General features: G+C 67.9%; 8 protein-coding genes. 6 read left to right on the top strand and 2 right to left on the bottom strand.

The window, feature by feature from the left end:
- Window positions 1-57 precede the first annotated feature (57 nt).
- Together AC4ELS_RS15450 and AC4ELS_RS15445 are read left to right on the top strand one after the other, a co-directional pair.
- Entirely contained in the window at window positions 58-924 is an 867-nt protein-coding gene (locus tag AC4ELS_RS15450) for a helix-turn-helix transcriptional regulator (RefSeq protein ID WP_499048031.1), read from the top strand.
- Between the two features lie 75 nt (window positions 925-999).
- Window positions 1000-2319, top strand: coding sequence for an esterase family protein (locus tag AC4ELS_RS15445; protein WP_499048029.1), 1320 nt, complete (start codon window positions 1000-1002; stop codon window positions 2317-2319).
- A 270-nt stretch (window positions 2320-2589) separates the two neighbouring features.
- On the opposite strand, the gene AC4ELS_RS15440 is transcribed toward AC4ELS_RS15445, so the two are convergent.
- The gene (locus AC4ELS_RS15440) at window positions 2590-3726 is read right to left on the bottom strand and encodes an FAD-dependent oxidoreductase (RefSeq protein ID WP_499048027.1); all 1137 of its coding nucleotides are present in this window, start codon (window positions 3724-3726) and stop codon (window positions 2590-2592) included.
- Window positions 3727-3785: 59 nt separating this feature from the next.
- On the opposite strand from AC4ELS_RS15440, the gene AC4ELS_RS15435 reads away from it, so the two are divergent.
- Genes AC4ELS_RS15435 through AC4ELS_RS15420 form a run of 4 tightly spaced genes read left to right on the top strand, consistent with a single transcriptional unit; the run spans window position 3786 to window position 7979 of the window.
- Window positions 3786-4988 carry an acyl-CoA dehydrogenase family protein gene (locus AC4ELS_RS15435; protein ID WP_499048025.1) on the top strand — a complete coding sequence of 401 codons (1203 nt, stop codon included), beginning with the start codon at window positions 3786-3788 and terminating at the stop codon, window positions 4986-4988.
- Window positions 4981-6189 carry an acyl-CoA dehydrogenase family protein gene (locus tag AC4ELS_RS15430; RefSeq protein ID WP_499048023.1) on the top strand — a complete coding sequence of 403 codons (1209 nt, stop codon included), beginning with the start codon at window positions 4981-4983 and terminating at the stop codon, window positions 6187-6189. Before AC4ELS_RS15435 ends, AC4ELS_RS15430 begins: the two co-directional genes overlap by 8 nt.
- Window positions 6190-6237: 48 nt before the next feature.
- The gene (locus AC4ELS_RS15425) at window positions 6238-7077 is read left to right on the top strand and encodes an alpha/beta fold hydrolase (RefSeq protein ID WP_499048021.1); all 840 of its coding nucleotides are present in this window, start codon (window positions 6238-6240) and stop codon (window positions 7075-7077) included.
- Window positions 7074-7979 (top strand): fumarylacetoacetate hydrolase family protein, encoded by a 906-nt coding sequence (locus AC4ELS_RS15420; protein WP_499048019.1) that lies wholly within the window; start codon window positions 7074-7076, stop codon window positions 7977-7979. Before AC4ELS_RS15425 ends, AC4ELS_RS15420 begins: the two co-directional genes overlap by 4 nt.
- A gap of 76 nt (window positions 7980-8055) precedes the next feature.
- On the opposite strand, the gene hrpA is transcribed toward AC4ELS_RS15420, so the two are convergent.
- Window positions 8056-11937: an ATP-dependent RNA helicase HrpA gene (gene hrpA / locus AC4ELS_RS15415; RefSeq protein WP_499048017.1), complete on the bottom strand. Its 3882-nt coding sequence runs from the start codon at window positions 11935-11937 to the stop codon at window positions 8056-8058.
- Window positions 11938-12050 lie beyond the last annotated feature (113 nt).

The following is a 12050-nucleotide window of genomic DNA, read 5'->3' as shown; positions in this document are numbered from 1 at the left end:
CTTCTGGGCAGGGTTAGTTGGGTGAAGGTTGGCGATATCAGGATTATCTTTGGCGCTATGTCCGATGCGTCCCGATTGGTTCGCCACCGCGATGGTGTCCCGGTCTACCGATATTGGACCGACCGCGACGCGCCGCCGGTGTCGGTGACCCGCGGCCGGCGTGCGGAATTCCCCGAACACCGGCCACACATACACGACTTTCCGGTGCTCTGGTACGTACCGACCGACGGGGTCATCTACGTGGTCGCGGCAGGCGAGGTGATCGACCCACGGCCGCTGACCGCCGAGGACGACGGCGTCGGCGTGTTCTTCGACCCCGCTGCGCTGGGGCACGACGCCGCCTCGCCCTGGCCCACCTGCCAGGCTCATCCCCTGCTGTTCCCGTTCCTCCACGGCCGGTCCGGCGGGCTGCTGCAACTGCATGTTCCGGCGGATCGACAGCCGCTGTGGGACAACACCATCCGATCCATCGAGGACGAGCTGGCCGCCCGGCGTGAAGGCTACCGCCAAGCGGTACTGGCCCATCTGACCCTGCTGCTCATCGATCTGGCCCGCCTCGCCGACGACATCGTGAGCGACCTGCGGCGCAGCGGCGAGCCATTGCTGGCCGAGGTGTTCTCGGTGATCGACCGCCGGTTGTCCGAGCCGCTCTCGCTCAGCGACGTCGCCCACGAGGTCGGGATGACAGCGGGTCACCTCACCACGCTGGTGCGCCGGCGGACCGGTCGCACGGTCGGCGAGTGGATCAACGAGCGCAGGATGAGCCGGGCTCGCGACCTGCTGGGTGAGACGGACCTGGCCGTCTCAGAGGTCGCCACGCGGGTGGGAATGGCCGACCCTGGATACTTCAGCCGCCAGTTTCGCCGCACGCACGGCGTGCCCCCACGCGAGTGGCGGCGGCGCGGCCACGGGCATCAGAACTGAATCACCTTGATAACAGAGGGGTTACGCCGGGCGCGGCCCCGGTAGTCGCAACTCAGGCGTTGTTAGCGTGCCGGTGTGAGACTGAGAATGTTCGGTCGGGTGTCGCGCCGCGTGGCGGCCGCTGCGATTTCAGGTTTGATGTTGCCGGCACTGGTGATGGCCGCGCCCACACCGACCGCCGCGGCGTATTCGCGCGATGGTCTGCCCGTGGAACGCCTGCAGGTGCCGTCGGCCGCGATGGGCCGCGACATCACGGTTCAGTTCCAGGGCGGCGGACCGCACGCCTTGTACCTGCTCGACGGCCTGCGCGCCCAGGACGACAACAACGGTTGGGACATCAACACCGCCGCGTTCGAGTGGTTCTACAAGTCGGGCATCTCTGTCGTCATGCCCGTCGGAGGGCAGTCCAGCTTCTACAGCGACTGGTACCGCCCCGCGGCCGGCAGTGCGGGCACCACCACCTACAAGTGGGAAACCTTCCTCACCCAGGAACTTCCGGCCTTCCTGGCTGCCAAACGCGACGTCGCGCCAGCCGGCAATGCCGTCGTCGGGCTGTCGATGTCCGGTGGCGCGGCCCTGACCCTGGCTATCTGGCATCCAGCCCAGTTCATCTTCGCCGGCGCCCTGTCCGGCTTCCTGAATCCGTCACAGGGCCTGTGGCCCACCATGATCGGCTTCGCGATGAAGGACGCCGGCGGCTACAACCCCACCGACATGTGGGGCATATCCAGTGATCCGGCCTGGCGTCGCAACGACCCGACGGTCAACATCAACCGGCTGGTGGCCAACAACACCGCGATCTGGGTGTACTGCGGCAACGGTGTTCCTTCCGAACTCGACGATCCCGGCGGTAACTTCGGCACGCTGTACAGCGCGCAGTTCCTGGAGAACATCACGATCAACTCCAACAAGGAGTTCCAGCAGAAGTACGTGGCTGCGGGCGGACGCAACGCGAAGTTCGAGTTCCCGCCGAACGGCACCCACAACTGGAACTACTGGGGATCGCAATTGCAGCAGATGAAGCCCGACCTGCTGCGGGTGCTCAGTCAGAACGCTGCGGCGGCCGCCGCTCCCCCCGCTCCGGCTGCTCCGGCTCCGGCCGTGCCGGGTCAGGTGCCGCCGGCTGTGCCCGGTCAAGTTGCTCCCGCCCTGCCCGGTCAAGTTGCTCAGGTGCCCGGACAGGTCGCTCAAGTGCCCGGTCAGGTCGCTCAAGTGCCCGGAGTCGCGGCAGCACCCGCTGCACCGGTGGTACCCGGCACGGCCGGAGTGCCCGGCCAGGTGCCCGGGGTAGCCGCCGTACCTCGGGTGGCCGGGGTACCGGGAGCGGTTCCCGCGCCGGTGAGCCCGGTGAGCCCGGGCCTGCAGACCGTGCCCGTCGCGCTGCCCCGGGCCTGAGCCGCGTTCGTAACCCCACGGCGGAAAATCAGCCGAAATCTCGCCGTGGCGTTACATACGCGAAAGTGTCAGCACCGAACCGCCCTACCGCGCTCGCCGACGATCCGACTGCCGGGGTCCCCCGCACCGAACTTCAGCGTTCTGCGGCTCCCACACCGGGTTTCGAGATCATCCAGACCCGTTCCTCATCCCGGCGGGCGTCGCCCACAATGCCCACAATGTCGGCACCGTGCGGACCCTGATGCTCGCCACCTATGTGGTGCCCGTCGATCAGCCGTTGGTGACGATGGATTGATCTCCGGGCCGCACGCCACGGTAGATGCCGCGGCGGACGATCCACGGCTGGAGTACCCGCTCGATCGACCAGGACGGAAATCGGAAGGCAAATCCGTTGGGAGCGAACACCTCCAACCCGTCCGGCTGCACTCCGAGCACCGAGCCCCATCGGCTGGACGGCGGACGGTAGCTGCGCGTCGTGCCGCCGGTGAAGTAGGCGGTCACGTTTCGGGCCAGCAGTCCGTCGGCCCGGTTTCGGGCCGAGGAGCGCAGCGGGTCGGTGGCCGCGACATCGCCGACAGCGAATACGCCATCGTGTCCCGGCACCCGCAGTTCCGGTGTCACCCGAACGAACCCGCGCTCGTCGAGGACGTCCGCCGGCAGCCAGTCCGTGTTCGGCCGGACCCGGCCGATGGTCCACAGCACCGCATCGGCCTGCACCGAAGGTTGTCCCGTGCTCCAGTAGACAGGTTCGGAGGTGATGGCCGCGCAGTCGAAGCCTTCCGGTACCACGGCGCGATGCCCCGGGTGCAGGGTCACGCCCGCCGCAGCCAGCCTGTCTTCGACCCGCTTCCGGGCCCGCCAATGGTGCTGCGGCAGAGGATGCTCGCCGGGGTAGTACAGCGCCACCCGGTTACCCGGCCACCGGACGGCGATGTTGGCCGCACTGCTGGCCGCCGCCGCGCCACCACCGATGACAGCAACCGAACGTGCCGAACCCAATCGCTCGTGTGCAGTCCTCAGCCCCGCATCGACATCGCCTGCCGACTGCAGAACCGCCTGCCGCCAGAAGCCGTTCGTCACACCGGTCGAGATGACCAGCGCGTCATAGGGTTCCACCTGCTCGTTCCCGCCGGCATCCTGCACGCTGACCGTGCGTGCCGAAAAGTCGACGCCTGCCAGCGTGCCGTGCACCGTGCGGACCCGGTCGAGTTCGCGGAACCGGTCGAAGCCGATCCAGTAGTTGCGTGCCCAGTCTTCGGGCCGGGCCAACCGGGTGCCCAGCTCCTGACCGCTGACCAGGCCAGGGTTGACCGAGATGCCGACGACGTCGAAACGACGCGCCAAGCGGATCGCGGTGAGCACGCCGGTGTCGCCGAGTCCCGCAATCACCACGCGCTTTCGGTCCACGACCGTGGACGCTACCGCCCGCCTGCAGGCCGGCAGACCCCTTTCCCTATCGTGGCTGGATGAGCAGCGTCGCTGATGCGGACCGGGTCGCCGACCTCGCCCGCCGGGTCGTGGCCGACCACGACCCCAAGAAAGTCCCAATCCCGGAGTACCTGGCCGCCTGTTACGACGCGGGCCTGTCCTGGGTGCACTTCCCCGAGGGCCTCGGTGGTCTCGGGGTGTCACGTGGTCTGCAGGCCGTGGCCGACCGCATCCTGCAGGGCGCCGGCGGGCCCATCCCGCTGAGCTTGAACCCGATGGGCTACGGCATGGCCGCACCCACGGTGCGCGAGCACGCACAGTCCGATGAGCTCAAGAAATCCTGGCTGCGGCCGCTGGCCAGCACCGAACACATCTGGTGCCAGCTGTTCTCCGAGCCAGGCGCCGGATCAGATCTGGCCGGGCTGGCCACGTCGGCGGTGCCCGATGGCGACGAATGGGTGCTGAACGGGCAGAAGGTGTGGACCAGTCTGGCGCACCGCGCCCGCTGGGGTCTGCTGCTGGCCCGTACGAATCCCGATGTGGCCAAACACAAGGGCCTGACGTACTTCGTGCTGGACATGCACGGCCCGGGCGTCGAGACCAGACCACTGCGACAGATGACCGGCCAGGCCGAGTTCAACGAGGTGTACATCACCGACGCCCGCATCCCCGATGCGCACCGGCTCGGCGCAGTGGGCAACGGCTGGAACGTCGCGATGACCACCCTGATGAACGAGCGCAGCGCGCTCGGGGGCAGCGGCAATCGTCGCGGAGCCGGGACCATCTCGGATGCCGTGGCGCTGTGGGCATCACGCCCGGACCTGCGGACTCCGGTGTTGCGGGACCGGCTGAGCCAGCTCTGGCTGCGTTCGGAGGCCCAACGGCTGACCGCCGAGCGGTCCCGGGCGGCCGCCACCGTCGGCGGACCGGGACCCGAAGGCTCGATCGGCAAGCTCGTCGGCGCCGAGCTCAACCAGCACATCTACCAGTGGTGCATGGATCTGCTTGGGCCCGAGGGGATCCTGTATCACGGCTACGGGACGGGTGATCGCGACGACGAGCAGGACGGCAAGGACTGGCGCGGGCCCCTCCAGCAGCGCTTCCTACGCAGCAAGGCCAACACCATCGAAGGCGGCACCTCAGAGGTGATGCGCAACATTCTCGGCGAACGGATCCTCGGGTTGCCGGGCGATCTGCGGGCCGATGCCGGTATGCCGTGGAAGGAGATCCCGCGTGGTTGAGAAGCTTGCGGATCAACCCGACGAGCAAGCTGAGAAGCTTGCGGATCAGTCCGAGTTCAGGTTCACCGACGAGCAGGCTCAACTGCGCACCGCGGTCCGAAAGTTCTGTGCCGAGAACTTCTCCGAGCCGACGGTGCGGACACTCATGGAATCCGAGCCACGGTTCGATCCGAAAGTGTGGGCCCGGTTGGGCGCTGAGCTCGGCGTGCTCGGCCTGGCGGTTCCCGAGGCCGACGGCGGAGCCGGCGGGACGCTCGTCGACCAGGCCGTCGCGGTCGAGGAACTCGGGGCGGCACTGGCCTGCGGACCGGTGTTCGGCACCGTGTTGCTGGCCGTCCCCGCTCTCGTCGCAGCCCCGGCCGGCCCGGTGCGCGACGAACTCCTCGGCGCACTCACCGAAGGCACGCGGATCGCGGCGTTCGCGGTGTCGGATCGGGCCGGTGCGTTCGATCCCACCGCGGTGAATGTGACTGTCGCCGAAGACGGGACGTTGACCGGCACGGTCGAGCGCGTGGTCGACGGCGACGCCGCGGACACCTTGTTGGTGGCGGCCGCCGGATCCGGCGGCGTCGGCCTGTACGTGGTCGACGCGTCAGACGCGGGAGTGCAACGCACCCCGCTGACCACGCTCGACCTCACGCGGCCGCAGGCCACCATCGTCTTGACCGCGGCGCCCGCCCAACTGGTGGCCGGTCCCGACGAGGCCGACCGCGTCATCACCCACGCATTCCAGGTGGCAGCGACACTCCTGGCCGCCGAACAGATCGGAGCCGCACAGCATCTGCTGGATCTGTCCGTGGAGTACGCGAAATCGAGGCTTCAGTTCGGCAGGCAGATCGGGTCCTTCCAGGCCGTCAAGCACCGGTTGGCGGATGACCTGGTCGACCTCGAGCACGCCCGGTCAGCGACCTATCACGCGGCGTGGGCGCTGACCGACGGCACCGACGACCCGGCGCTGGCAGCCAGCATTGCGCAGGCCACCGCGTCGGCGGCATTTGCCAAGATCGCGGCGGACACCATCCAGGTGCACGGCGGGATCGGGTTCACCTGGGAGCACCAGGCGCACCTGTACTTCAAGCGGGCCACCACCGATGCCGCCCTGTTGGGCAGTGCCGAAGCCCATCGGTCACGCGTGGCCGACCTCGTGCTCGACGATGCCCGGGCCGATCGCGTCCCGTGGGTGGCGACAGGCACACAGTGATCGGTTGAAAAGACGCGGCGGACCTTCTGCGACCGTAAGATTCCGCTGATGGACAGCCCCGTCGAGCACCGCACGCTGGCGGTCGACGGGGTGCGGTCGCCGGTGCTCGTCGCCGGCGCGGCGGGACCGGACGCCGGCGAGGCAGTGGTGTTCGTGCACGGCAACAACGCCGGGGCCAGATGGGACCGTTTGCTGATGCCGGTCGCCGGTATCGCTCGGGTGATCGCCCCGGAGATGCCCGGATTCGGTGCGGCCGACAAGCCGGCACAGTGGCCGTACACCGTGGCGGCCTACGCCGCACATCTGGGCGCGCTTCTGGACCAACTCGGTGTCGAGCGCGCCCACCTGGTCGCCCACGATTTCGGCGGCCCCTGGGCACTCGCCTGGGCGGTCGACCATCTCGATTCCGTCGCCAGCATCACGCTGATCAACACCCCCGTGGTGATCAACCACTTCGCCGCCAAGCTGTGGCGGACACCCGTACTGGCCGAGGCATTGTCGCGGATCGGCAACCCGGCAGTGCTGCGTCGTGTGCTCGCCATGCGCGATCCGGGGCTGCCGGCCGATGCGCTGGAGTCGATCGCCGAGCACATGTTCGCCCGTGGCACACCCGATGCGGTGCTGAAGCTGTACCGATCCACCGGCCCGAATGCCCTTGCCCCGTATGCCGATCGGCTCACCGAGTTCACCGGCGATGTCCTCGTGGTGTGGGGCGCCGATGACCACTACGTGCCGTACGCGCAGACGGACGAGTACCGCCGGATCTTCCGGAGCTGTGAGGTACAGCCGGTGCCAAGCACAGGCCACTGGCCATGGCTCGAGCAACCAGACACGGTGGCCGGACACGTCACCGAGTTCCTGCGCAGGCAGCTCGGGAGGACTCGGTGAAACTACGCCGTGTCCGCACCGCCACCGGCCTGAGGGTGCAATCCCTTGATTCCCAGGGTGATTGGTCTGAGCACTCAGACCGCACAGCCCTTGGTGGTCCGGTTTTCGACGAGGCCTGGCTGACAGCAGCAGCCGACCGCCAGCTGCAACACAGCGACCACCTCCTGCCGTTCCAGCCGGTGTCATTTCGCGACTTCATGTTGTACGAACAGCACAACATCGACGCGGCCCGCGGGCTGATCCGGCGCTTTCACCCCGGCCTCTACCGGGTGACGTCGCTGTACGAACGCGTCACCGGTCGCCCGGTGCCGCAGTTCAGGCCGAAGCCGCTGTTCTATGAGCAGCCGATCTACTACATGTCCAACGCACAGACCTTCGTGCCGACCGGCACCCCGGTTCCGGTCCCGGACTATTCACAGGCGCTCGACTTCGAGTTGGAGATCGGATTCGTGTTGGCCGCACCGTTGTTCAACGCGACACCCGATGCGGCCGCCGAAGCGATCGGAGCGTTCGTCGTACTCAACGATTTCAGCGCCCGCGATGTGCAGCGACCCGAGATGCTCAGCGGCTTCGGGCCGCAGAAGTCCAAGCATTTCGCCAGCTCGATGTCGGACACCGCGGTCACCGCCGACGAGATCCTGCCGCGCATCGAAACCCTCACCGGTTCGGTGGCACTCAACGGGTCGGTGGTCAGCACCGTGAGCAGCGCCGGCATGCAGCACACATTGGGCGAGGTGCTGGCGCATGCGTCACGCAGCGAACCGCTCTATCCGGGTGAGCTTTTCGGCACCGGGACGCTGCCCGGGGGCAGCGGTATGGAGACGGGGCACTGGTTGCGTCGCGGGGACACCCTCACCCTGACCCTCGACGGCGTCGGGCAGATCGAGCACACCATCCTCTGATTCTCGCCGAAACCGCATTCCAGCAGAGAAAGTGCGAGAGAGGGCCTGCCGGAATGCCGTTTCGGCGGAGGGGCTGTCAGCGGGTGACGCCGTCGATGGCCTTGTAGATGCGCTGCTCGCTGACCGGGCGCGGCGTACCCAGCTGCTGGGCCCACAGGCTCACCCGCAACTCCTCGATCTGCCATGCGATGTCACGGATGTTGGCCGCTGCGGCCCGGCCTGGCGAAAGCGCCTGAACCAGTTCGTCATAGGCATCCTCGACCGCGTGCACACGCGACATCCGGTCTCGGTCGGCGCCGAGCGCCTGGGGCAACCGCTCGAGCCGGCGGGCGATCGCGGTGACATATCGGGCCAGGTCGTTCAGCCGCGCTATCCCGGTCTCGGTGACAAAACCCTTGGGCAACAGGCGTTCCAGTTGAGACCGGATGTCAGCTACCGCATCGGCCTGGGCAGCTGACGGCTTGTCGGGCAGCGCGACCTCCACCTCGTGCACCGCGGCCAGCACCTTCTCCACCCGGTTCACCCCGGCTTGGGTAGTGGGGCCGAGTTCCTTGCCTGCCCGGGTCAGAACCCCGGCGAACTCCGCCTTGGTCCATACCGGCTTGGGTACCAGCACGTCGGCGGCCGCATCGGCGCAATCATCGAGCAACGCGGCCAGCGAACCGTCAGGATTGGCGTTGAGCGCCAGCCGGGTGCGGGTGCTCAGGCCGCGTTCGATCGCCTTCACCGGTGAGGGGGTGGTCAGTCGCAGTAGACGCCGCAGGCCCGGCCGCATGGCCGCGGCCTGGTCGGCCGGGTTGGCGAACACCTTGATATCGACGGCTTTTCCGGTGTCGACGAAGGCCGGATAGCCCCTGACTGTGTGACCGCCGCTGACGTTCTCCACTGTGCGTGGCAGCTCGTCGAGATCCTCGGGCCACGCCCGCAGCCCGGTGCGTTCCAGGTCGCCGCCCAGCGCGTCGGCCACAGCCTGTGCGACGGGCACCGCGAGCTGCTCACGCAGCGCGTCGATGTCCTTGCCGCGGGCCACCTCTTTGCCGTCGACTGATTCCACGGCGAAGGTCATCCGTAGATGGTCCGGTATCTTGCTCAGGTCGAATGCATCGATGGGCACCAGAATGCCGCTGCGCCTGCGCAGTTCGCGCTGCACCTCGTCCAGCAGGGACCCGGCGGACGGATCGATGTCACCCAGGATGGCCCGCGCGGTGTCGGGCGCCGGGACGAAGTTGCGGCGCAGGTCCTTGGGCAGCGATTTGATCAGTGCGGTAACCAGTTCCTCCCGCAGGGCCGGTACCTGCCAGGCGAAACCGTCACCACCGAGCCGCGCCAAGACCCCCACCGGCACATGCACAGTGACGCCGTCGTCGGCCGCCCCGGGCTCGAATCGGTACGTCAGCGGCAGTTCGAGATCGCCGGCCTGCCAGGTATCGGGATTGTCCGCGCCGTCCTCGGACCGCAGCAGATCGTCACGGGTGAAGGTGAGCAGGTCAGGTGTCTTGTGGCGCTGCTTCTTCCACCACGCGTCGAAGTGACGCGCCGATACGATATCGGCCGGGATCCGGGCGTCGTAGAGCGCGTAGATGTCGTCGTCGCCGACCAGCAGGTCACGCCGACGGGCGCGTTCCTCGATCTCCTCGAGTTCGGCCCGCAGCCGCGCGTTGTCGCGGAAGAAGTGGTGGCGGGTCTGCCAATCCCCCTCGACCAAGGCGTGCCGGATGAACAACTCACGGCACAGCTCCGGATCGATCTGGGTGTAGCCGATCTTGCGGCGCGGGACCAACGGTAGCCCATACAGCGTGACCCGCTCGAAAGCCACGACCGCACCGCGTTTGGCTTCCCAGTGCGGCTCGCTGTAGTTGCGCTGCAGCAGATGTCCGGCGACACGCTCGATCGCCTCGGGCTCGACCTTGGCGGCGATGCGGCCGAACAGCCGGCTGGTCTCCACCAGGTCGGCCACCACGATCCAGCGCGGCGGCTTCTTCGTCAGCACCGAGCCGGGAGCCAGCACGAACTTGGAGTTGCGGGCACCTTGATAATCGCGGGACTCACCCTCGCGCAAGCCGACGTGGGACAGCAGGCCCGCGGTCAGTGCGGCGTGAATACTGGCCGGCTCGGCGACCTCATCACTCTCGCGGATCCCGATGTCGCGGGCGATGCTGCGCAGCTGTCCGGTCAGGTCCTGCCATTCTCGGATTCGCAGGTAGTGCAGGAACTCGTCGCGGCACATCCTCCGGAACGCATTGCCGGAGAGTTGGTTTCGCTGCTCGCGCAGATAGTTCCAGAGGTTGAGATACGAGATGAAATCCGAGTGCTCGTCGGCGAACCGGGCGTGCTTCTGACGCGCCGCCTCTTCCTTGTCGCTCGGGCGTTCCCGGGGATCGGGAATCGACAGCGCCGCGGCCAGCACCAGTACCTCACGCACGCAGCCCTCGGTGTCGGCCTGCAGGATCATCCGGCCGACCCGCGGATCGAGTGGCAGCCGGGCCAGGCGCCGACCGACGTCGGTCAGCGCACCCGCGGTGTCGAAGGCGCCGAGTTCCTGCAACAACTGCACGCCGTCGCGGATGCTGCGGGCGTCTGGCGGATCCAGAAACGGAAACTCCGCGATGTCGCCCAGTTGCAGAGCGGCCATCTGCAGGATGACCGCGGCCAGGTTGGTCCGCAGGATCTCCGGATCGGTGTAGCGCGGCCGAGATTCGAAGTCCTGCTCCGAGTACAGCCGGATACATATGCCCGGAGCGGTGCGCCCGGACCGCCCCGCCCGCTGGGCTGCCGACGCCTGCGAGATCGGCTCGATGGGCAGGCGCTGCACCTTGGTGCGGCGGCTGTAGCGGGAGATCCGCGCGGTGCCGGGGTCGACGACGTAACGGATGCCCGGCACGGTGAGCGATGTCTCGGCCACGTTGGTGGCCAACACGATTCGCCGCCCGCTGTGGCTGGGTTGGAACACCTTCTGCTGATCGGCGGTGGGGAGCCGCGCGTAGAGCGGCAGCACCTCGGTGTTCCGCATGTCCTTCAAGGCTTCTGCGGTGTCGCGGATCTCGCGTTCGCCGGACAGGAAGACCAGGACGTCTCCCGGGGGCTCGGACTCGAGCTCGCGAACCGCGTCGACGATGGCCTCGGTCGGATCCCGTGGTTCAGTGCGCACGATCTCGTGGTCGGGATCGTCGGGGTCGTCGTCGTCCGAGACCGGTACGGGGACTTCCAGTGGCCGGTACCGGATCTCGACCGGGTACGTCCGGCCCGACACCTCGACGATCGGGGCGTTCGAGAAGTGAGCCGCGAATCGCTCCGGCTCGATGGTCGCCGAGGTGACGATGACCTTGAGGTCGGGACGGCGGGGCAACAGCTCGCGCAGGTAACCCAGCAGGAAGTCGATGTTGAGGCTGCGCTCGTGGGCCTCGTCGAGGATGAGGGCGTCGTAGCGCAGCAGCCGGCGGTCTCTTTGAATCTCGGCGAGCAGAATGCCGTCGGTCATCAGTTTGATCAGGGTGGAGTCGCTGACCTGGTCGGTGAACCGCACGGTGTACCCGACGGCGTCGCCGAGCGGGGTGCCGAGTTCGTCGGCGATGCGTTGGGCGACGGTGCGGGCGGCCAGCCGGCGGGGCTGGGTGTGGCCGATGGTGCCGCGAATGCCGCGACCCAGCTCCAGGCAGATCTTGGGCAGCTGCGTGGTCTTGCCGGACCCTGTCGCGCCGGCAACCACCACCACCTGGTTCTCACTGATGGCCTTCGCGAGCTCGTCGCGGTGTTCACTGACCGGCAGATCCGGGTAGGTGATTGCCGGGACCGCGGCCCGGCGGGTGAGTACGAGGCCCTCGGCAGTGGCGATCTGTTCGGCGATCTTGGCGGTCTCGCCACCGCGCAGATTCCGCAAGCGACGGCGGAGCCGCTCCGCGTCGCGGATGGTCAGCCCGTCGAGGCGGGAGCGGAGCTCGGCGACTGACGGTTCGGACACTCGGTCAAGGATAGGGGCTGGACCCGGTGTGATGCAGATCACAGCAGATACTGAACTGGCAACCTCCGGTTCCGTAGCCGTAGGTTGCTGCAACCTACGCTTGCGTACCCCGT

Source organism: Mycobacterium shunyiense (assembly GCF_058270035.1).
The sequence above is the reverse complement of the archived record's forward strand: the minus strand, read 5'-3'. Positions and strand labels throughout refer to the sequence as shown.

Coding starts and splice junctions, on each gene's coding strand:
- AC4ELS_RS15425 (WP_499048021.1), top strand. CDS start 6,238: ATGGACAGCCCCGTCGAGCACCGCACGCTGGCGGTCGACGGGGTGCGG.
- AC4ELS_RS15450 (WP_499048031.1), top strand. CDS start 58: ATGTCCGATGCGTCCCGATTGGTTCGCCACCGCGATGGTGTCCCGGTC.
- AC4ELS_RS15435 (WP_499048025.1), top strand. CDS start 3,786: ATGAGCAGCGTCGCTGATGCGGACCGGGTCGCCGACCTCGCCCGCCGG.